Below are 23,724 nucleotides of genomic sequence, written 5' to 3'. Positions count from 1 at the left end.
GAAGGTAAAAGGCATGAAGGTTTGGGTGCCTAGACCTTCTGCCTTCATACCTTCAACCTTCCCCCCTTAATTTATTCGTATTTAAGTGCTTCTACAGGGTTTGAACTTGCTGCTTTTAGCGATTGTAAACTCACAATAAAAATAGTAAGAATAAGCGTTATTGCGCCTGATAGGACATAAGGCATAATTGGCATATCAATCCGGAAAGCAAATTCCTTAAGCCATTGATCTAAAATTAAATACGCAATTGGCCAGGCAATTAAATTCGCAATTAAAACTAAAACAGCAAACCCTTTGTTCAGCAATTTCAAGATATCAAATATTGATGCCCCAAGCACTTTTCTGATGTTAATTTCTTTATTTCTTCTTTGGGTTGTAAAAGCGGCGATTGCAAATAAACCAGTTAAAGCCAATGAAATTGTAACCACAGACAGCATGCCAATTAATTTTCTTAATTGTGACTGATTGGTTAACATGTTTTTAAATGATTTATCTAATAAGGTGTATTTAATTGGGAATTCTGGTTCTAACTTAGTCCACTCTTGCTCTATCTTGTTCAATGCTGTTTCAGCTTGTTTAGGATCTAATTTAACGATTAGATAACGCAATGGATTTCCTTTAATATACTGAAAAACAATAGATTGATAACTTTTTTCTGGACTATAATGATTAAAGTCTTTAACCAATCCTACAATATTTACATCTGTTCCACGAAATCTTAAAGTTTTACCTACCGGATTATCAATTCCAAACGTTTTTGCTGCAGTTTCAGTAAGAATGATCGATTTTGTAGTATCTAATGGATTTGCGGCATTATAATCTCTTCCATCAAGTATTTTCATTCCCATAGCTTCAAAATAACCGACATCTACAGATATAAAATTGCTCGGAAAAGATTTCCCATTAGCTCCGTAACTATTTCCTCCCATATCTTCACCCGGAATATGATCGGCTCTAGAAATAGAATGAACACCAGAAATATCTTTTAAAGCATTTTTAATTTTATGAAAATGCTGCTCGCCCATGTTTTGCATCATATTAATAGCCACAACCTGCTGTGGTTGGTAGCCTAAATCTTTTTGCTGCATGTAATTTAGCTGACTATTGATAATCCAAATGCCCGAAATGAATACCACGGCTATGGTAAACTGCATAACAATTAATGCATTTCTTACCCAATAACCTCTATTGCTGGTGTTAAAGTTTCCTTTAAGCACAACTGCAGGCACAATATTGCTAATCAATAAAGCCGGGTATGCGCCCACTATTAGCGTAATTGAAACCAAAGCAATTGAAATTTGAACAAGAATTTGCCCATAATCACTAAATCTTTCTAATACTATTGAGGTTCCAAGTAAAGTGTTAAATGAGGGTAGTGATAGCTCCACTAAAATTAAGGCCAGAACGAAACTAAACAAACATTGAAGCGCAGTTTCGAGTATAAATTGGATGGCCAATTGCAATTTATGGGCACCAAGCACTTTTCTAACACTGGTTTCTTTCGCTCTTTTTGTTACCATTGTGACCGAAAGATTAGTGAAATTTATGGCAGCAATTATTAGCACAAGAAAAGCAACCACAAGCGTTATGTACATATACTTTCCCACTCCATTATTTGCAAACTCATATTCTACATTGGTGGTAGTTAAATGTATGTCTTTTACTGGTTGGATATAAAGCTGATTATTACTAATAAACTCTCGAAAGCCATTTTGTTCTTCAGCAGTTTGTTTACTTAACTCTACCATGAGCGTTTCTTTTCTTACTGCATTTAAGTTTTTAGCCGCTTGAGCCAAATCGGTGTTTTTTATAAATTTAACATAGGTGTAATAATTATTGCTATAATATTCTGTTGATGCACTTTTGTTAAATCTCCTAATTACGTTAAATTTAAAATGAGATGGATATCGAGCTACATCTACTACAGCTTCTATTAAAAAACCATCTCTATTATCCATCGAAATAATTTCGCCAACGGGATTTATGTTTTCCCCGAACAAAAGCTCGCTATATTCCTTACTAAGAATAATAGATTGAGGTTTATTTAATGATTGCTTAACATCTCCATAAACCGCAGGGTATTGAAAAACCTTAAAAAAATTGCTGTCGACGAATAAAACATCCTTTACATATAAATTTTTGGATTTGGTTTTCACCAGCATATCTCCATTCCAGTAGTCGATAATGCGAGTAGCCGCTTCTACTGTTGGTATGTTTTGCTTACTTATTGTAGCTAAATTACCTGGACTTAATGCCACATCCTCTGCGTCATTTGAAGTATAGTTTACCCTATAAATTTGCTCATAATCCTTATTCCACGCATCATAACTACGCTGGTAATTAGCGTAAAGCATTGCTAAAATAAATATTGTTAAAGCCAAGGCCAAGCCAGCAATGCTGATAAAGGCATAGCTCTTATTTTTCCAAAGGTTACGCAGGGCGATTTTTAAGTTAAGTTTAAACATATTCTTAAAGTTGAGGTTTTAAAGACGGAAGGTTTTGGGTTTAGGCGATTAAACCTTCTACTTTACTACCTTCTACTTTCCACCTTTATTTATTCGTATTTAAGTGCATCTATAGGGTTAGCTTTGGCTACTTTTAACGATTGTGCGCTTACAGTTAGAATTGCAATGATTAAGGAAATCGCGATAGCTAATGCAAATGGTAAAAAGGATATCGCAACGCGGTACTCAAATGCTGAAAGCCATTTATTGATAATGATGTACGCTAATGGAAAGGCAATAATATTGGCAATAGCCACCAATTTTATAAAATCTTTGTTCAATAAGGTGAGAATATCAGCCATGCTCGCCCCCAAAACTTTCCGTATACTGATTTCTTTTTTGCGTTGCTCTGCCATAAATAAGGCTAAGCCTAACAAGCCCAAACAAGAGATGAAGATAGCGAAACCTCCAAACCAGTTAGAAAGTGTACCTAACAGTTTTTCATCATGAAATTTTACTTCGAACGATTCACTTACAAATTTGCGGTTAACAGGATAATTTGGTTCCATCTCTTTAACCAATTCATCAATTTTTGCTAGCGATGAAGTTATATTTTGATCAGGGTTTAAACGAGCAATTATTACACTTACACTTTCATTATTAAGATAAAAAAACATTGGGGCTACTTTCTGATAAGCACTTTCTATTACGAAATCTTTAACAACCCCAACATTAGTAATTTTGGTGTCTCCCCAATAAATTTCTGCACCAATAGGATTTTTTAATCCCATCATTTTTACAGCAGATTCATTTAGCATTATATTGTTGCTATCGCTCAAATTCTTCGATGAAAGTTCTCTTCCACTTACTATTTCTGTACCAATGGTTCTAATAAAATCATCTCCTATTGGTCTTTGATTAAATAAAATTGATTCACCCCGTGTTTTGCCTTGCCATGAAATATTAGTAGTATTATTTCCGTTTTCGGTAATGTCTTTACCAAAAAGAGTAACATTGGTAGTTGCACCAGATTTTAAAAGTTTAGTTCTCAGCAATTCAAGTTTGCTTCCGTCTCTCATTTCGCCATTAATTGCAATCTGAATTAAGTTATCCTTATTATAACCGATAGGCTTGTTTTTAACATAGCTAAGCTGTTGATAAATAACTGATGTACAAATAATTAAACATGCTGCGAAAACAAATTGTCCAACTACTAAAAATTTTCTCACAGAAACTGATGAATCTGATTTTAGTTTAAGACCTTTCAGAACTTTAATAGGCTCAAAAGAAGATAGATACAACGCTGGATAACTACCTGCAATTAAACCTGTAAAAATCATTAAAACAAAAAGAACTAACCAAAATGTACCATTTTTGTAGTCGATCGTTAACTCAATATCTAACAAATTATTAAAATAGGGCAAACTAACTTCAACCAATATAAAGGCTAAAACAGTTGCTATGAAGGTAATCAGCATCGATTCTAAAAAAAACTGATTGATTAAAGATTTACGCGATGAACCAATCGCTTTGCGAACGCCAACCTCTTTTGCTCTATGCTCAGATCTTGCAGTAGATAAGTTCATAAAGTTTACACAAGCAATCAATAAAATACAAAGGGCAAGTAGTAGAAATATTCTTAATTGGTCTATTTTACCTCCAACAGATTTACCATTTTCAAAATCAGCATATAAATGCCATTTAGTCAAAGGATGCAATAAAGCTTCTGCTGTATTATCTTTCTGGTTGCGCTTATAAATGCCTTTCATTTCGGCATTTGCCTGATCAAAAAATTTATTGTCATTCAACTGAACAACCGTTAAGCACATATTATTTCCCCAACTCGGTTCCTTTGCCCAATTTTCTCTTTTCTCAAACAAAGCCCAAGGTATCAAGCACTCAAAAACAATACTGTTATTTGCAGGTACATCTTCAATTACAGCTTCTACTTTTAAAATATCTTGATTTTCTAATTTTACAGTTTTATTGATGGGATCTTCGTCACCAAAAAGTTTTTTAGCAAAAGATTGGGTAAGAATAATTGTATTTACACCTTTTAAAACTTCATTTGGATTACCCTTAATAAATTTATAATCAAATATTTTAACAAATGATGGATCTACAAAATTCGCCTTTGTATTAATTTTGTTTTCACCCACCGAAATTAATTTCAAAGATGGATAGGTAGAATGTGATGCATACTTAACACCAGAAACTTTTGTTTCAACTTCCTTAGCCATTACATTTGGTGTCCATGCCCAGCTAAAAATTTTACCATTTGCTGGAGCATTTTGATAAATTATATAAGTTTTATCGTTATTGGTAAATTGCTTATCATAGCTCCACTCATAAGCCACATAAATTAACAAAACCATACAACTAGCCAATCCAATTGCTAAGCCTCCAATATTTATTAAAGAGAAACCCTTATTTTTCCATAGGTTACGCAGGGCGATTTTTAAGTTGAGTTTAAACATATTCTTAAAGTTGAGGGTTTAAAGATGGAAGGTTTTGGGTTTAGGCGTTTAAACCTTCTACTTTATTACCTTCTACCTTCCATCTTTATTTATTCGTATTTAAGTGCATTTACTGGATTAGCTTTTGCTGATTTATAGGCTTGAATACTAATGGTAAGCAAAGCGATCAACAATGTGCCAGCTCCGGCAACTGGTATAATCCACCATGAAATATCGGTGCGAAATTCGAATTTATTAAGCCAAGTGTTCATTAAATAGTAGCTTAAAGGAATAGCGATAATTAACGATACAATAATCATTTTTACAAAGGAGAGCGACAACAATTGCATTAAATTGAAAAGTGTTGCACCCAAAACTTTGCGCACACCAAACTCTTTGGTTCTTTGCTCTGCACTGTAGGCAACTAACCCAAATAAACCTAAGCACGAAACAAAAATTGCCAATCCGCCAAAAAGGTTAGAGAGCATACCTAGTGTTTTTTCAGCATTATATTTTTCCTGATAGATTGAATTTAAGAAACTAATTTCTGTTGGGTAAGTTGGATTTACCTGTTTTATAAGTTGAGTAATTGTGGCAATATTTTGGGCTATAGGATTGGCCTCATTCAATCGCATGGTAACTGTTCCAGTCCTATTCTTATCAAAAAACACCACCATAGGATTGTTTGATTTATAAGGAGAATCCCAAACATAATCATCAAAAACACCTACAATAGTATATTTATCATCAAAAATAGTAACTGATTTTCCTATCGGATTTTTATAACCAAATGCTTTAATTGCTGATACACTTACCATTAATGCAGAAGTATCTGAAGCGAAATTTTCAGAGAAATCTCTTCCTTCAACTAATTTAACTCCATTGGTTTTGATAAAATCATAAGTTGTACTTACTTGGTTAAACAACTGAACGTTCGTTTCCTTTGTCATTCCTTCCCATTTTATATCGGCAAAATTTTGTCCGCGATGAGACATGCCTACCGAAGATTGCGCCACTGAAGTTACTGCACCAGATTTTAATAATTGAGATTTGATTACTTCAAATTTTTCTTTCAACACTCCATCTTGCGGAATTTCAATAAGTGCATTTACATCAAACCCTAGCGGCTTATTTTTTATGAACTGTATTTGGCGATAAATCACCATGGTAGAAATAATTAATATAATAGCAAAGCAGAACTGACCAACAACCAAAACTTGTCTTAAATTGATGGTGAAAAAACGGCTAGATTTTACTTTCTTTTTTAAGGTTTGAATGAGATTAAATGCAGATAGATAAAACGCTGGATAACTTCCTGAAATCAACCCCGTTAAAAAAACTATTGTTAAAATCCCAATCCAGCTTGATGTGCTGAAATAGCCGATGCCTAACTTTATATTAAGTAGGTTATTGAATGTTGGCAAAAAGACTTCTATTAAAGCAATCGCAACAACTACAGCAATCAAAGTTAATACCATTGATTCTGTTAAAAATTGCATAATTAATGAATATCTATTTGCACCAATGGTTTTTTTAATACCAACTTCTTTGGCACGTTTTTCTGACTTAGCCGTAGCCATATTCATAAAATTGATGCAAGCAATTAATAAGATACCAAATGCTAGGCCTACAAAAAGGTAAATTTGCTCAATATCCCCACCAATACTTTTACCGTTTAAAAACTTACCATACAGATGAAGTTTAGTGAAGGGATAAATCATGTAAGGTTGATTGGCTTGCGCTAAATGTGTTTTTACAATTTTATCTATTTTTGCATTTAAGCTCGCTACATCTGCTTTTGGATCTAGAGAAAGCATGGTTACAAAACTGAAATTCCCCCAGTTCAAATCTTTTGCGCTAGCATCAACAATTTCATAAAAAGCCCAGGGCATCAAGAAATCAAACTCCAATAATGCAGAAGTATTTTCTGGCATATCTTTAATAACCGCAGAAACGGTTAAGTCTTCCTTATCCTGATATTTAACTGTTCGGTTTAGAACCTGAGTAGAGCCGAACAATATTTTTGCTGTGCTTTCTGTTAAAATAACTGATCTTGGGTTTCGCATTGCGGTTGCAGCGTTCCCAATTATAAATTGATAATCAAATAAATTCAGTATTTCTGGTTCAGCAAATTTTCCTAATTTTTTAAAGCCATTTTCACCTACCGAAATTAAAGCTTTCTTAAGGTAATTCATTCTAGCTAAATGCTTTATTTCTGGCAGTTCTGCTTTTAAAAGCGGACCAAGAGCAGTTGTAGATCCTTCAAAAGTATTGGCAATACCTCCATCATCACCAGGAATATTGGTCATTACCGTATAAATGTTTTCCGAGTTTTTCGAATGTTTATCGAAGTTTAACTCGTAGGTAACATACAAAAGCAGCATTAAACATGCAGCAAGCCCAATTGATAAACCTATCACATTTATAAAAGAAGAAGTTTTATTCTTCCAAAGATTTCGCAAAGCGATTTTTAGATTTAATTTGAACATTTTTTCCAAGGTTGAGGGATGGAAAATAGAAAGCTTGAAGGTTTAGGTGCTAAACCCTCATCTTTAAAAAACATCTACCTTCCCTCCTTAAATTTAAGTTGAGATTAGAACGACTGATAGAATACTTGGGAGCTAATCGTTTAAAACTTCCACCTTAATACCCCCGGCCTTTCTGCCTATATTAATTCTTCCGTTCTTCCTTTATTAATTTTTTCAGAAATTACATGACCATCTTTTAGGTTGATGATGCGATTACTGAAACTTGCATCATGGCTCGAGTGTGTTACCATTACGATGGTGGTTCCGGTTTCATTTAATTCACAAAGCAACTCCATAACCTCATTACCATGGGTACTATCTAAGTTACCAGTTGGCTCATCAGCTAAAACTAATTTTGGCTTGGTTACTAAAGCTCTTGCAACTGCAACACGCTGCTGCTGTCCGCCAGACAATTGTTGCGGAAAGTGACCAGATCGATTTACAATGTTCATTCTGCCGATGATTTCATTTACCAATTTTTTGCGTTCTGCAGCTGGCACTTTATTGTAAATTAGCGGCAGTTCGATGTTTTCGAATACAGTTAACTCATCAATAAGGTTGAAATTTTGAAAAACAAACCCCATATTTCGCTTTCTGAAGTTTGAACGTTCCCTATCGTTTAAAGTCAATAACTCGGTATCTATGAATTTATAACTCCCACTTTCTGGCTTATCCAAAAGTCCCATCACGTTTAACAATGTTGATTTACCACAACCTGATGGGCCCATTATCGACACAAATTCACCTGCTTTAACGTGTAAGTTTATTCCGTTTAAAGCTGTAGTCTCAATCTCTTCAGTTTTGTAAATTTTTTCCAGGTTTTCTATTTTAATCATAATTTTAGGTATCAATTATTTAATATCAAGCCTGTCTGCCGACAGGTAGGCATCAAGACTTGAAATATTTCGTTTTTAACTCCTCCCTTTCAGGGAAAGTTGTGTTGTGTTATCTTAAAGTTGGTTGCTCCAGTCAACGCACCTGACATGGAGCTTTACCAACCTATTCTTAGTAATTTTCTATCGTCAGCCGCTATGAAATCAAGTCTCAAATCTCAATACTCATATCTACTTGTTAATTTCTATGATATCATATTGGTTAAATTGGTCATAAGATGAGGTTATTACTTGTTCATCTTTTTCCAAACCTTCTAAAACTTCATAATACAAATAGTTTTTACGGCCAATTTTCACATTTCTTTTTGTTGCTTTTCCGTTAGCAACTACAAATACCCAACTTCCGCCAGTGCTTTGAAAAAACTGACCTTGAGGAAGTAGCAATGATTTACTATTGTCAGAGAGGGTTAATTTCGTTTGCAGCGATACCCCTCTTCTCAACCCATCCGGAGCTTTGCCAACAAAAACCATTTCCACTTGAAACTGACCTGCACTTACTTCCGGTATAACCTTGCTTACTGTAAGCTGATAGTTGTTGCCATTGAATTCGCAAGATGCTGTTTGTCCTTCTTTTACCCGATTGATATAATATTCATCAACCCCTGCTTGTAACTTGTAACCTTGCAAAACGTCGATTTTACCAATCATTTCATTGGCATTGTAAGATTTTCCAATTACCGGATCGTAACTCGAAAGTTTCCCAGAAACTGGAGCGGTAATGGTCATGTTTTCGATGTTTTTTCTAATCATATCCAAGCTTTCGTTCATTTGTTCCATCGATTGATCAATCTGAGCCAGTTGCATTTTACGACTTTGGTTTTCTTGCTTCACAGCCTGACGCACAATCTTGAGTTTGCCTTGGTAATATTCATAATCCTGGCTTGATTTGTTAAACTCTTGCAGGGTAATTACTTTTTTGGCAAACAATCCGCTATCTAAACGATATTGGCGGGCAGCAGTACGCAATCCGTTCTCAACCTCCAGAACATCTTGATTTAAAATTCGTTGATTTTGCTCTAAATCCAATCTTGATTTCCTCAGCTGGTTAATTTGCTCGGTAGCGGCCGTTTGTTGAGAGGTATATCCCATCATGGCGTTCGCATTTGCAATTCTCAATAATGGCTTCCCCTTAACTACCGATGAACCGTTCTCGGTGAAAATCTCCGCCACTGTACCCCCTTCGGCAGAACTTACAATAACTGAAGTTAAGGGCACCACGCTTGCATTTAGCAAAACTACGTCTTCAAAATCTGCATATATTACTTTGCTTAATGTTATTTTATCAGCATCGGCTTTATAGACTTTGTTTAACGATAAATTGTAACCATAGCCAAGCAAAGCAACAAATACAAACGCCGCAACTATAATGATAATTGTTTTTTTATTAAATCTCTTTTTCTCTACTATCCTATCCATTTGTTTTTATGGTATTATCGTTATGGCCTTTTGCCAAGTTTGTGCCAATAGGATTCTAAATTTTAAATAATTGATTATCAGACATATAAATTTATTATCAAAAAATATATGTTCAATATCGAACAGTAGCTGTACAGTGTTGAACAGTTTGGTATAATTTTACCTCACCCCTTAATCCCCTCTCCTTGAAGAGAGGGGGCGTGGAGCAAAAGATAATGGGTACAAAAATTATACACAATGCAAATTGACTTAAACCACCATTACTTAAATCCCTCTCTTCAAGGAGAGGGACAGCACTAAAAAAACATAAACTAATGCCTTTAATAGGGTGAGGTAAAAAATAAGTACGATGGAAAATTACGGTGATGAATTATTTAAAGGTGCGAATGCAAAGCTTTTTGAATTTTCCAAAGTCTTGAGAAAAACGCAAACTGATGCGGAAAATCTGATTTGGCAAAGTTTAAGAAACAGAAAAGTTTTGGGTTTTAAATTTAGAAGGCAACATCCCTTAGACAAATATATTGCAGATTTCTATTGTTATGAAGCTAAGCTTGTAATAGAAATTGATGGAGGAATACATGACCAAAATGAGAATGCCGAGCATGATAAAAATAGAACTTACGAACTTGAAGAGCTAGGAATTACAATAATCAGGTTCACAAATGAAATGGTAAATAGTAATTTGGATAAAGTTTTGAGTACGATTAAAAGTTATTTGCAAAGTAAAAACCTCACCCCTTAATCCCCTCTCCTTGAAGAGAGGGGGCGTAAAGCAGAGAATATGGAGTAAAAAAAATAATTTGCAATTTGGCTTAAACTACTAGCCTTTAATCCCTCTCTTCAAGGAGAGGGACAGCACAAAAAAACATAGACCAATGCCTTTAATAGGGTGAGGTAAAAAATAAGTACGATGGAAAATTACGGTGATGAATTATTTAAAGGTGCGAATGCAAAGCTTTTTGAATTTTCCAAAGTCTTGAGAAAAACGCAAACTGATGCAGAAAATCTGATTTGGCAAAGTTTAAGAAACAGAAAAGTTTTGGGTTTTAAATTTAGAAGGCAACATCCCTTAGACAAATATATTGCAGATTTCTATTGTTATGAAGCTAAGCTTGTAATAGAAATTGATGGAGGAATACATGACCAACATGAGAATGCCGAGCATGATAAAAATAGAACTTACGAACTTGAAGAGCTAGGAATTACAATAATCAGGTTCACAAATGAAATGGTAAATAGTAATTTGGAGATAGTTTTGAGTAAGATTAAAAGTTATTTGCTAAGTAAAAACCTCACCCCTTAATCCCCTCTCCTTGAAGAGAGGGGGTGTTGAGCAGAAGATATGGAGTAAAAAACAATCTGCAATTTAGGTTTAAACCGCTAGGCTTTTAATCCCTCTCTTTAAGGAGAGGGGCAGCACTAAAAAACATAAACCAATGCCTTTAACAGGGTGCGGTAAAAAATAAGTACGATGGAAAATTACGGTGATGAATTATTTAAAGGTGCGAATGCAAAGCTTTTTGAATTTTCCAAAGTCCTGAGAAAAACACAAACTGATGCTGAAAATCTGATTTGGCAAAGTTTAAGAAACAGAAAAGTTTTGGGTTTTAAATTTAGAAGGCAACATCCCTTAAACAAATACATTGCAGATTTCTATTGTTATGACGCTAAGCTTGTAATAGAAATTGATGGAGGAATACATGACCAACATGAGAATGCCGAGCATGATAAAAATAGAACTTACGAACTTGAAGAGCTAGGAATTACAATAATCAGGTTCACAAATGAAATGGTAAATAGTAATTTGGAGATAGTTTTGAGTACAATTAAAAGTTATTTGCAAAGTAAAAACCTCACCCCTTAATCCCCTCTCCTTGAAGAGAGGGGGCGTGGAGCAGAAAATATGGAGTAAAAAAAAAATCTGCAATTTAGGTTTAAACCGCTAGGCTTTTAATCCCTCTCTTCAAGGAGAGGGACAGCACAAAAAAATATAGACCAATACCTTTAATAGGGTGAGGTAAAAAGATAAAAATTTAAAATAGTGCCCCTACTATTCAAACTCCCTCTCCTTGTGGAGACGGATTTAGGGTGAGGCTAAAAAATGACAGAAGCAAATATATTAGTAATAGATGATGATGATGATATCTTATTAAGTGCTCGTTTATTTTTAAAACAACATTTTAATCAAGTAATCACTTGTAAATCGCCTAAAGAAATTAATGTTTTATTAAGTAAATATGATGTAGATATTATTTTGCTCGATATGAACTATCAAAAGGGCGCCAGTGATGGACGGGAAGGGCTCTATTGGTTAGAACATATTTTATCTATAGAAAAAGATTATGTTATCATTTTGATGACTGCATTTGGCAGTGTCGAACTTGCGGTTAAAGCCATTAAAAATGGTGCAACAGACTTTATCTTAAAACCCTGGGAAAATGAGAAACTCTTTGCCACACTTTCTGCGGCCGCAAAGCTGAGGGCATCAACAAAAAAGGTAAAGAAATTAGAAAAAATTCATAATTCTTTACAAAAAGATATGACCCGAGGTTTTGAGCATATCGTTGGTGACTCGGCAATAATTCAACAACTACAATCTACGCTATTAAAGGTAGCGCCAACCGATGCGAATGTGTTGATATTAGGTGAAAATGGTACAGGAAAACAGGTTTTTGCCTACGAACTTCATGCGAAATCCATGCGCAGAAACCAGGTATTTATGCATGTCGACTTAGGCTCTTTAAATGAGAATTTGTTCGAAAGCGAGCTTTTTGGCTATGCCAAGGGTGCATTCACTGATGCCAAAGAGGATAAACCTGGCCGATTTGAGCTGGCGGATGGTGGCACAATTTTTCTTGATGAAATTGGCAACTTAACATTACCACTACAAGCAAAGCTTTTAAGTGTTTTGCAGAACCGCACCGTTATAAGGTTGGGCGAAAGTAAGGAGCGAAAAGTAAATGTGAGACTTATTACCGCAACCAACATGCCTTTAGATGAGATGGTAACAAAAAATACCTTTAGGCAAGATTTACTGTACAGAATTAATACCGTTGAACTAATTTTACCTCCACTTAGAAAGCGAGGCGAAGACATTCTGCGGCTGGCAAATTATTTCATGAGAGGCTTTAACGCGAAGTACCACAAAAATATTCGATCTTTAACTGCAAAGGCAAATGATATTTTATTAAGCTACAGATGGCCAGGAAACGTTCGTGAATTGCAACACGTAATTGAACGGGCCGTAATTATGGGCGATGCCGATGAAATAACCGAACAGGATTTACAACTTAGCCCCCAACGTTTTAGTCAGCAAAACACCATTCCCGATGAAATGCCTCTTGAAGATATGGAGAAAATGATGGTGCAAAAGGCAATAGATAAACATAAAGGAAACATCTCTAAAGCTGCCAACGATTTAGGGCTTACAAGGGCTGCACTTTACAGGCGGATAGAAAAGTTCGGAATCTAAGTTCAAAAAACATGTTTTATAAACGCTTTACTTTCCGTCTTTTAACTAAGCTGATTTTTATTAATTTGCTAGGTTACTTACTTTACTACCTTATTAGCAGCACACAACTTTGGTTTTCGATCTTCGGGGCAAGTTTGCTCTTCTTGGCATCTATTATTTCACTCTATTACTATATCAACGAGATCCGATCAGATATTAACCGATTTATCCTGGCGGTTAAGACACGGGATCATACTTTGAATTTCAAGAACAAAGTCACTAAAGGCAGCTTTCCCGAATTATACCAATCATTTGGAGACATACTGCAAGTACATAAACAAATTAAGTTGGAACAGGAGGCGATGTTCGAGTTAATTAAAACCATTTTAGAGCAGGTTCCAGTTGGCGTTATTGTAATTAACAAAAAAGTGCTTGATCAGCAGAATGAGGAAATTGCATTTTTTAATCAAGCCGCTTCTAACCTGTTGGGTGTGCCAGCATTTAAGTACTGGCATAGGCTACAACAGCACTTACCCGACTTTGCCAAAGAGATAGATCTTATTGCCTCAGGTGGAAAGCGCTTTCTTGAGTTCAAGATCCATGATAAACCAATACAACTTTCTATAGAGGTAATTCCATTAAACCTTTTTGAAAAAAATTACAGCATCATCAGTTTCCAGAATATAAAAGATGAGATCGAGCAAAAGGAAACTGAAGCTTGGAACCGCCTTATTGGAGTAATTTCGCATGAAATTTTAAATTCTATTACACCTATCAGCTCCTTATCTGATACCATTAACAGTATGGTAAATGAGAAAACAAATTTAGCAGGCGATGAAATGGACGATCTTAAAACCGCCATGCAAACTATTAAGAGACGTTCGGCTGGCTTATTAGATTTTGTTAAAGATTACCGATTAATTGCAGAATTACCAACACCAAACCTTCAATCCCATACCATTGGCGAAATTTTGAAGCATATTAAGGTGTTAATGCAACCATTTGCTAAAGTAAACCAGGTTGTGTTGGATGTAGAACAAACATCATCCAAAATATCCGTTCAGCTAGATTTAAAATTAATTGAGCAAACCCTTATCAACTTAATCACCAATAGCATCCATGCAGTTTCAAACGTAGAAATGCCGCACATAAGTGTTCAATATCGTTTGGAGAATACTAAAATTTACATCGACGTAATTGACAATGGAAGCGGAATTGCAACAGCAGATCTTGAAAAAATTTTCGTCCCATTTTATACTACCCGAAAAAATGGATCAGGAATAGGTTTAACCATCAGCAGAAATATTATGAAAATGCATAAGGGAAGCATAGAAGTTTCTTCCATGCCGAACGAGCTGACCATATTTTCACTCGTTTTTAACTATAGCTAAGCCCTCTTAAACCATTATTTCTCACTTGATTTCTCTGTAGAAAAAGACTTTTTACGGCACCTTTTTGCTATCATCTTAATGTTGTTTTAGAGAAAAAAATCAAACAAAAAGGGAATAACATGCTTTTATTAATGTGGATACAACAAATACAAGCATGAAAACTGTTATAATATCGAATAGATTACCTGTTAAAATTATCGAAAAAGATAACGAGTATACTTTTATTCCGAGTGAGGGTGGCCTCGCAACTGGACTAGGAGATGTGTACAAAAGCGGCAATTCTATCTGGATTGGATGGCCAGGGATTGACGTCCCCGAAAATCGTCAGGAAGAGGTAATTCAAAAACTTGGCGAACTCAACCTCTACCCCGTGTTTCTTACCCAAGAGGAAATAAACCTATATTATGAAGGTTTTTCGAATGAAATTTTATGGCCAGTGTTTCATTATTTGGTAACCTATGCGCATTATGAGCAAAATTACTGGGATTTTTACCAATCGGTAAATCAGAAATTTGCAAAATGCGCTATGCAGGTGCTTGGTAGAACCGATAAGATTTGGATCCAGGACTACCAACTTTTACTCCTGCCGGGGATCTTACGCGAAAAAATGCCGTCAGCAACAATCGGATTTTTCCAGCATATTCCTTTCCCATCTTACGAAATATTTAGGCTTATTCCTTGGCGGGAAGAACTTTTAAATGGTTTGATTGGGGCAGATTTAATTGGCTTCCATACCTACGATGATGTACGGCACTTCATCAGTACCGCAACAAGGCTACTACCTGTAAATTCGTCATCTAACGTACTTCATAGTCACGAAAGACAGATAGTAATTGAGGCTTTTCCAATGGGAATTGACTACGAGAAGTTCTCATCTCTGGTGTCAACCGAAGAGGTTAAAAGAGAGATTGGATATTTTAAAGAAGGCAAGGAAAATGTGAAAATTATTCTTTCAATCGATCGCTTAGATTATAGCAAAGGCATTTTAGAACGATTAAAAGCACTGGAATTATTATTACAGATGCATCCCGAATTTATCGGAAAAATCGAGCTTTTTATGATTGTGGTTCCTTCCAGAGATACTGTTCCGCAATACAGCGACCTTCGAGAGCAGATAGACCAGTTTGTTGGCAATTTAAACGCCAGGTATCGTTCGATGGATTGGATTCCCGTTAACTATTTTTATCGTTCTTTTCCTATCGAAGTTTTATCTGCACTTTACTCTTCTGCAGATATTTGCCTGGTAACACCCATGCGTGACGGAATGAATCTGGTAAGCAAAGAATACATCGCCAGCAGGAATAACGATGACGGGGTACTGATATTAAGCGAAATGGCAGGCGCATCAAAAGAATTAACAGATGCTCTCGTCGTCAATCCAAACAACTTGGGAGATATTATGGAAGCTATTGTAAGTGCCCTGAAAATGCCCTTGGAAGAACAGCAATTGCGCATGAAAGCCATGCGTGCTGTTGTAGAAAAATACAATGTAAAACATTGGGTAAATAATTTTATTTTAAGATTAAACGAAGTGAAAGATTCTCAAAAATCATTATTGACAAAGCATGCAGTTAACAACATTAATGAAGTTATTGCAGCAAAATATGCAAACACAAAAAGTCGGGTGCTATTTCTAGACTACGATGGAACGTTAGTCGATTTTACAGGTAATATAGATGATGCATCTCCTGATGATGAATTATACGACCTGATTGAAAACCTTGTTTTGGATAAAGCAAATACTGTGGTAATTATAAGTGGCCGACAACATGAAACCCTCGAAAGGTGGTTTGGCCATCTGCAAGTAGATCTGATAGCCGAGCATGGGGCGTGGCAAAAATCGCATGGCGATAAATGGCACTCTTTGCCCCTACTCACCGATCAGTGGAAAAGTGAGATTAAGGCGCTTTTAGATACTTATACAGATCGGACACCGGGATCTTTCATCGAGGAAAAAAGCTATTCGCTGGTTTGGCATTACCGCAAAGCAGAAGAAGGATTAGGCGATTTAAGAGCTAACGAGATTGTAAGTCACATGAAAATTTTAGCCGCAGATAAAGGCTTACAGTTGATGCCCGGAAATAAGATTATCGAATTCAAAAATATGGAAGTAAATAAAGGTAAAGCCGCCCTTAATTGGCTGTACGGTAAACATCCTGATTTTATTATCGCCCTAGGTGATGACCATACCGACGAGGATATTTTTAGAGCGCTCCCCAGTGATGCTTTTACCGTAAAGGTGGGTAACAATTTATCTGAAGCGAAATATTATTTAAATGATTTTAAAGAGGTTAGAAAGCTGCTCTGGAGTTTAGTTAAGGAAGAATTTATAGATAGAAGTTAAGAACTGTGCAAAGGTTTTGCGGTTAATTTAAAGCCGAGTACGTGGTAAGTTAAACCAAACTTAACCGGCATACTCGGTTTTTTGCGTTCCAAGCTTTTCATATCTCAACGGATATTATTTAGAAATCGGTGTATAAAAAACCCTTCGCTGTTGATTTTTGAAACTATAGTGAAGGGTCTTTGCTATTTATATGCAACTGGCAAGCTTATAGCTATAGTTACAGAAAAATAGGCCTATCTAGTTTAATAGCAATTTTATATGCAGCATTCATAAGCCCTACATGGCTATATGCCTGTGGAAAATTACCCCACTGACTACCTGTTTTTGCATCAACATCTTCACTAAAGAGCAATAGGTGATTGCAATATTTGATAATGTGTTCAAACTCCGTAATCGCTTCATCTACCCTGCCTACACAAGCCAATGCTTCTACATACCAGAATGCGCAAATCAAGAAAGTGGTCTTCGGCTTTCCGAAATCATCGGCATGCAAATACCTGTAAAATAAACCATCTTCCGTTTTTAATTCGTTCTCTAGTGCAATAAGATGATCTTTAGCCCGGTCTGATGCAGGGTCGAGATAATTCATCATTATAAGCTGCAAGGTACTTGCATCGAGATGATCGCTACCCACAGCATTGGTATAAACTTTACGTTTTGGATCGTAGCATGCCTCGATGTGTGCCGCAGCCTTATCAATTAAAATTTGCGCACGCGTTTCAAAATCCTCATTACCAATGGTTTTTGCCATCTTTAATGCTGCCTGTGCACCAGCCCACTGAAATAAATTACTGTAGCAATGTACGTTAGCGATGTTTCTGAACTCCCATATTCCAGCATCTTTTTCATCAATAGTTCTTTCCATTTTAGACAGTACGCTTTCTATCCATTTCACAGAATCGCCACGCTCAGAGAATACAAAACGATGATCAGTATATAATGGTAGCATCGAAATTAAAACCTGTCCGTAAATATCATTCTGAATATGTTCGTACGCCTGATTTCCGATCCGAATGGGTTGCTCTCCGAGATAGCCATCTAAATGTTCGAGAGTTCGTTCAGTAATTTCTCGTTCGCCAGCTATGCCGTATAGGGGTTGGTACCGGGTATCCTCAGCGTAAGAAATATCAGAAAGGTAATTAAAATACTTTTCCATCTCCTCAAAGTGGCCAATATGGTTGAGCGATGTAAGTACATAATGCGAATCCCTTAACCAACAATAACGGTAATCCCAATTTCGGGTGCTGCCGGGAGATTCTGGTAAGCTTGTTGTGCTTGCTGCGATTATTGCGCCAGTGTCTTCGTATTGATGAATTTTCAATACCAGAGCAGACCTTATTACAAACGGCTGGTAAAACCCCGCAATAGTTGAATGTTTAATCCATAAGCGCCAGTAAGACATAGTTTCGCGAAGGAAATTTTCAGCAGTACTAATAATGGGCGCTTCTAGGTTTTCCCCATATGTCATAATTAAATATTTCTCATCATTCAGCACGAATGCTTTCTCATCAACAATGTATGTTAAAGAAATATTGGTACTTAAGCGAAGATTCTCATCACAGCCAATGTAATCGATATGGTTACTGCCTCTAACGGCACGCATCTTGTTCTTGCCATAATCACAAACAGGTTCACATTTTATCGTTATCCGCGGATTGCCCTCTAAAGGCTCAATTTTGCGAATTAACATTAGCGGTTTAAAATATCGCTCATACAAGCGAAAACGTGGTGCAAAATCGGTGATCCTGTATTTTCCGTCCTCAGCGGTTATTTCCGTCCTTAAAACGTTTGTATTTTCGACATAGTACTGTTCCGATTCATATTCACCCTGTGGAAGAATAGAAAACTCGCCACCCTTCTTTTTATCTAGCATACTTCCAAAAACGAAAGGGCTATCGAAACGTGGCCAGCACAACCATGATATATCTGTATTCTTATTTACATGTGCCAAAAAAGCACAATTTCCAATTATTCCCGTTTGGTAAAGATGTTGTTCAGCCATAAGCTTTTTTAAGTTTATTTACTAACAAGCTGTCGACGAAAATGTTGCAAAAAAAGACATTTTAAGCAAATATAAAATTGACTAATTGCGTTTAGCTAACCACTGTTAAAATCTAACGAACCCTTTAAATGAGTTTGCAGAAAATTATTTATTAGAAACAAAAAAACCAATGCCGACTTGCAGCACTGGTTTTAATATGGTTAATATTTTATGGATTATATTACTGTTCCACTTGGTAAAACTGCACCTTTCTTAATCACTACAATACCATCCTTTACCGCGTAAAGTTCAAAGTCGCCATCTTCCAAATGCGCACCACCGTTAATTTTCACATCATTACCAATGCGGCAGTTTTTATCGATAATGGCATTATTAATATAGCATCGGTCTCCAATACCAATCAATGAGTTTCCTTTATTGGTTTCAACTTGAATTTCTTCGAGGGTTTGGTACCTATCGCTCCCCATTACGTAGGTATTGGTAACTACTGTATCCTTGCCAATTCTTGCACGAATCCCCAGCACAGCATGTTCTATTCTGCTTGCCTGAATAATACAGCCCTCTGCAATAACTGTTTTTTCTAGTGTTGTTCCAGAAATTTTCGATGGAGGAAGCATTCGAGCCCTTGTAAAGATCGTGTGGTCACTATCAAACATATTAAACTTCGGAATCTCATCTGTGAGCCCTAAATTAGCTTCGAAGAAAGATGATATATTTCCGATGTCAGTCCAGTAACCCTCATATTGGTAACTTAGCACTCTACTTTGTGTAATCGCCCTTGGCAATATTTCCTTACCGAAGTCTTTTTCGTCTTCGTTTTCATTTAATATGTTGATAAGGTATTCACGATTGAACACGTAAATCCCCATCGAAGCAAGAAAATCACGTCCCTCGCCTTGCATCTCTGAACCCGTATCAGAAACCCAAGCTTCCAGACCAGTTTTAGGTTTTTCGATAAAAGATGTAATCATGTTCGCCTCATCAGCCTTCAAAATTCCAAAATCTGTGGCATCTTTAGCGGTTACCGGAATGGTAGCAATGGTAATTTCGGCATTAGCCTCAATGTGTTTTTCAATCATATCTTTAAAATCCATCTGGTAGAGTTGATCTCCAGAAAGAATTAAAATATAATCGAACTCATGCGAAACGATGTGGTGCATGCACTGTCTAACGGCATCTGCAGTGCCCTGAAACCAGCCTGCATTTTGCACAGTTTGCTCTGCCGCAAGAATATCAACAAAAGCCTTACTAAAATGGCTAAAGTGATAAGTATTCTTAATATGTTTATTTAGGGATGCTGAATTAAACTGTGTTAACACAAACATGCGGTGTATGCCAGAATTTAGGCAATTAGAGATTGGGATGTCTACCAGCCGATACTTACCCGCAATTGGTACTGCAGGTTTAGAACGTGTTTGTGTTAATGGCGATAATCTAGAGCCTTGGCCACCGCCAAGGATAACGCCTAAAACTTTGTCAGTCATGTTTAAGCTTATTTTAATATTTGGTACAATTCAATATAATTCTTTGCAGCACGATCCCAAGAGTGGTCAATCTTCATCATTGTTTTGCGCACTGCTTTAAAGGCTTTTTTATCAGCATAAAGGTTAATGGCACGTGCTATAGCTTGCGTAACATCCCATATGCTGGTTTGATCATGGCAGATGCCAAATCCTCCATCTCCAATGTCTACTACAGTATCTTTTAACCCTCCAATTCTCCTAACAATAGGAACCGTTCCATACCTTAAAGCATACAACTGGTTGAGTCCGCATGGTTCCACTCTTGATGGCATAAGCAGAAAATCTGCGCCAGCATACATTTCGTGAGACACTTGCTCGTTATAACCTATATAAACATTGTACTTCCCGAAGAAGTTATCTTTCAATTGGTTTAGCCTACCCTCAACCCACGTATCTCCAGAACCTAAAATAAGTACATTGATCTCATCTCCATGTTGTTGCAAAGCAGTATAAATGATATCGGGTAATAAATCTGCTCCTTTTTCATCAACCAGCCTACCTATAAAAGTGAATAATGGTTTTGATGAATCTAGTTGAAAAACATCGCAAAGCGCCTTTTTGTTTGCAGCCTTTCCTGATTCGACAGTTTTTAGATTGTAACTTTTACCTAACATCGGATCAGTTGCGGGATCCCAAACTTCGTTATCTATGCCGTTCAAAATTCCAACCGATTTCCAGCGCTCTTGCCTTAACAGACTTTCTAAACCTCGGGCGTTATTCATCATCTCCTCTAAATAACTTGGAGAAACGGTAGTTACCCTCCAGGCGCATTTAATCGCCGCTGCCAATGGATTTATGGCATCTTCCCAGCCCAGCAAACCACCCTTCCATAAATCAAAGGCAGGTAGATAATAAAGCTTATCCCAGCCAAACTGCCCTTGGTATTGGGCATTGTGAATAGTTAAAATAGTAGGTACTTTACTTATGTTTTGGTATTTTAAACAGTTTGAAACCATAAACGGAATTAAACCCGTATGGTGATCGTGACAGTGGATAACATCCGGGCGATGCTCCCATTGTGTAATCCAATCTAATGTGGCAATCTGAAATGCAATAAATCGCTCTGTATCATCATCGTAACCATAAACATTAGGTCGGTCTGTTAGTCCTTGTATATGAACAATATACAAATCAAAACCCAATTTATTTGTTTTTTCCTTTAAAACACGGTAAGAGAAATGATGATTACCGTAGTTGCTCCAGGCATCATAGGCTATATCATACTCATTCTCTCTAACAAATTTAGTTTCGTAAGCAGGTACTACCACTTTGGCAATGTGGCCAATTTTATTCTGATATTTGGGCAAAGCGCCTACTACATCGGCCAAACCGCCAACTTTTGCAACAGGATAACACTCGGCGCTAATATGTATAATTTCCATTAAATATTTGGTGTAGATAACTTTGTTAAGATAGTAATTGTTTTCTAATTTGAAAATAATTCGAAATTAATTTTCGATGACTTTGACCCTACCATCCCTTAAATAAGGATCAATTTTATTCGCGTTTGATACACCCCATAAATCACAAAAAGCTAAACCAGAAGTTAAATTTTTCCAAGCCCTAGTTTTTTCATATTTTCGGCAGTTAAAAGGTATTGATAAAATCGATGGAAAAGCAAAGGTTATTAACCTCCAAAGTAAATGGTAGCGAAGGTTTATCAAATAAGTGGGTAATAATTACAACTGGAAAGATTTTCTGCCAAATGCAATCTCTTTCTCTTAGAATCGAAAACCTAGTAATTTACCGTACAAATATGCCGAATAAGGCTCTTTATCCTTCGCTTAACTGAACTTGCCGTTAATGAATAGTACGAAATTTTTCGACCATGAGTTGGCTAAACTAAGTTATTGCGTTTTTGGAAAAGGACCAGAAATTATGCTCTGCTTCCACGGTTATGGCATGCATTGCAGGCAGTTCGAAATTTTGGAAGAAAAGTTTAAAGACAAATATACTTTCTATGGCTTTGATTTATTTTTCCATAGAGAAACCGAACTGAAAGACAATAGCCTTAAAAATATCAAAAAAGGAATAACCAAAACAGAATTGGTAAAACTGTTTATTGATTTTTGTGCTGCGCAAAATATTCATAATTTTAGTGTGATTGGCTATTCTATGGGCACTCACTATGCTACGGCTATCGTAGAGATGATTCCTGAACGCATCACAAATTGTATACTGATAGCCCCATCTGTACTAAAACCGGGGGTGGTAACAGAATTTATTTCGAAAAATCGGATTGGTAATAAATTGTTAGAAAAGTTTACCCGCTCAGAAAAAGCTTTGATCAATCTTTTAAAAGGGATTAAGCGATTAAATTTACTTGATGATGCAAGTTATAACATTCTCTTGAATGAAATAAACACGGCTGAATTGAGGTTTAGTTTCTATGCTTGCTTTACTTATCTCCGTCGTTTAGAAATTGATAGACCTAAATTTAAGCATATCTTACAAGCTTATCCAATCAAATCAATCTTTATATTTGGGAAGAGAGACAAGATGTATCCACCAAGTATTTTAAAAGATTTATGTTTTGCTATCGAAGATTCACATACCATAATTTTAGACGATAACCATGAAATGATTAAGCAGCCATTCGTTAATGAGCTTGCGAAACTAATGATATGATTAAAGATAAGCTGTTACCCTCACCTATTCTACGTCTGCTAGCTAAAGTGTTATCGTGGTTTGTAAAGCGAAAATTCAACAAGATTATTTTTAATCAGATAGAAATTAAGCCTAACCATTCTTTTGTCTTTATGTGTAACCACTTTAGCTTCTGGGATGGTATTTTAGCGATATTCCTTGTGATTAATGCAGTTGATAAAGTACATAGGTTAAAAACTATACGTATCATGACGCTTAGACAGCAAATGGAGAAAAATAAATGGCTGAAATACATAGGTTCGTTCTCTGTGTCTCCTGGAAACCTTAGATCAAGAGAAAGTATTGAATACGCAATAGAGGTTTTAAATGAGCCTGGCAATTTGCTGATTATCTTTCCGCAGGGCAATTTAGAAACCATGTTCATCAGGTATATAAAATTTAAAGAAGGAATCGGATCAATCGTACCAAAAGTTAAATCGAATTGCCAGTTAATGTGGAGTTCGAATTTTATAGAGTATTTCGAGAGCTTAAAACCCAATTTATATATGAATTTATTAGACTGCGGCACCAATAAAGATTTCAACTTTCATCGCTTGGAAGCAGAGGTAAATGAGCATCACCTGGCGTCAATGAAGAAAAACATCCGTTTTACTAAAGAACCAGAATAGT

At 36.1% G+C, this 23,724-nt stretch carries 16 protein-coding genes; 8 read left to right on the top strand and 8 right to left on the bottom strand.

Going from position 1 to position 23,724, the window contains the following annotated elements:
• Positions 1-71 precede the first annotated feature (71 nt).
• The 5 genes from OQ268_RS09695 to OQ268_RS09675 form a co-directional block, all read right to left on the bottom strand.
• Positions 72-2,465, bottom strand: coding sequence for an ABC transporter permease (locus OQ268_RS09695; RefSeq protein ID WP_265855921.1), 2,394 nt, complete (start codon positions 2,463-2,465; stop codon positions 72-74).
• Positions 2,466-2,554: 89 nt separating this feature from the next.
• Positions 2,555-4,921, bottom strand: a complete 2,367-nt coding sequence (locus tag OQ268_RS09690; RefSeq protein ID WP_265855920.1) for an ABC transporter permease — start codon at positions 4,919-4,921, stop codon at positions 2,555-2,557.
• Positions 4,922-5,010: 89 nt separating this feature from the next.
• Positions 5,011-7,389, bottom strand: a complete 2,379-nt coding sequence (locus OQ268_RS09685; protein ID WP_265855919.1) for an ABC transporter permease — start codon at positions 7,387-7,389, stop codon at positions 5,011-5,013.
• A gap of 176 nt (positions 7,390-7,565) precedes the next feature.
• Positions 7,566-8,264, bottom strand: a complete 699-nt coding sequence (locus tag OQ268_RS09680) for an ABC transporter ATP-binding protein (protein ID WP_265855918.1) — start codon at positions 8,262-8,264, stop codon at positions 7,566-7,568.
• A 228-nt stretch (positions 8,265-8,492) separates the two neighbouring features.
• Positions 8,493-9,737 (bottom strand): efflux RND transporter periplasmic adaptor subunit, encoded by a 1,245-nt coding sequence (locus OQ268_RS09675; protein WP_265855917.1) that lies wholly within the window; start codon positions 9,735-9,737, stop codon positions 8,493-8,495.
• Between the two features lie 349 nt (positions 9,738-10,086).
• On the opposite strand from OQ268_RS09675, the gene OQ268_RS09670 reads away from it, so the two are divergent.
• From OQ268_RS09670 to OQ268_RS09645, 6 genes are all read left to right on the top strand, one after another.
• Positions 10,087-10,479 carry an endonuclease domain-containing protein gene (locus OQ268_RS09670; RefSeq protein WP_265855916.1) on the top strand — a complete coding sequence of 131 codons (393 nt, stop codon included), beginning with the start codon at positions 10,087-10,089 and terminating at the stop codon, positions 10,477-10,479.
• Positions 10,480-10,647: 168 nt separating this feature from the next.
• Positions 10,648-11,040, top strand: coding sequence for an endonuclease domain-containing protein (locus OQ268_RS09665; RefSeq protein WP_265855915.1), 393 nt, complete (start codon positions 10,648-10,650; stop codon positions 11,038-11,040).
• Positions 11,041-11,208: 168 nt separating this feature from the next.
• Positions 11,209-11,601 carry an endonuclease domain-containing protein gene (locus OQ268_RS09660; RefSeq protein WP_265855914.1) on the top strand — a complete coding sequence of 131 codons (393 nt, stop codon included), beginning with the start codon at positions 11,209-11,211 and terminating at the stop codon, positions 11,599-11,601.
• Between the two features lie 237 nt (positions 11,602-11,838).
• Positions 11,839-13,209 carry a sigma-54-dependent transcriptional regulator gene (locus OQ268_RS09655; protein ID WP_265855913.1) on the top strand — a complete coding sequence of 457 codons (1,371 nt, stop codon included), beginning with the start codon at positions 11,839-11,841 and terminating at the stop codon, positions 13,207-13,209.
• A gap of 11 nt (positions 13,210-13,220) precedes the next feature.
• Positions 13,221-14,579, top strand: coding sequence for a sensor histidine kinase (locus OQ268_RS09650; protein ID WP_265855912.1), 1,359 nt, complete (start codon positions 13,221-13,223; stop codon positions 14,577-14,579).
• 154 nt (positions 14,580-14,733) lie between these two features.
• Positions 14,734-16,923, top strand: coding sequence for a bifunctional alpha,alpha-trehalose-phosphate synthase (UDP-forming)/trehalose-phosphatase (locus tag OQ268_RS09645; protein WP_265855911.1), 2,190 nt, complete (start codon positions 14,734-14,736; stop codon positions 16,921-16,923).
• Positions 16,924-17,140: 217 nt separating this feature from the next.
• On the opposite strand, the gene OQ268_RS09640 is transcribed toward OQ268_RS09645, so the two are convergent.
• The 3 genes from OQ268_RS09640 to OQ268_RS09630 form a co-directional block, all read right to left on the bottom strand.
• Positions 17,141-18,925, bottom strand: coding sequence for a glycoside hydrolase family 15 protein (locus OQ268_RS09640; protein ID WP_265855910.1), 1,785 nt, complete (start codon positions 18,923-18,925; stop codon positions 17,141-17,143).
• A gap of 215 nt (positions 18,926-19,140) precedes the next feature.
• Positions 19,141-20,409, bottom strand: coding sequence for a glucose-1-phosphate adenylyltransferase (locus OQ268_RS09635; protein ID WP_265855909.1), 1,269 nt, complete (start codon positions 20,407-20,409; stop codon positions 19,141-19,143).
• Between the two features lie 8 nt (positions 20,410-20,417).
• Positions 20,418-21,830: a glycogen synthase gene (locus tag OQ268_RS09630; protein WP_265855908.1), complete on the bottom strand. Its 1,413-nt coding sequence runs from the start codon at positions 21,828-21,830 to the stop codon at positions 20,418-20,420.
• 421 nt (positions 21,831-22,251) lie between these two features.
• On the opposite strand from OQ268_RS09630, the gene OQ268_RS09625 reads away from it, so the two are divergent.
• Positions 22,252-23,076, top strand: a complete 825-nt coding sequence (locus OQ268_RS09625; protein WP_265855907.1) for an alpha/beta fold hydrolase — start codon at positions 22,252-22,254, stop codon at positions 23,074-23,076.
• Positions 23,073-23,723, top strand: coding sequence for a 1-acyl-sn-glycerol-3-phosphate acyltransferase (locus tag OQ268_RS09620; protein ID WP_265855906.1), 651 nt, complete (start codon positions 23,073-23,075; stop codon positions 23,721-23,723). The genes OQ268_RS09625 and OQ268_RS09620 overlap by 4 nt, the downstream gene beginning before the upstream one ends.
• Position 23,724: the final 1 nt, after the last annotated feature.

The sequence above is a fragment of the Pedobacter sandarakinus genome (assembly GCF_026240095.1).
Classification (GTDB): Bacteria; Bacteroidota; Bacteroidia; order Sphingobacteriales; family Sphingobacteriaceae; genus Pedobacter; species Pedobacter sandarakinus.
The sequence above is the reverse complement of the archived record's forward strand: the minus strand, read 5'-3'. Positions and strand labels throughout refer to the sequence as shown.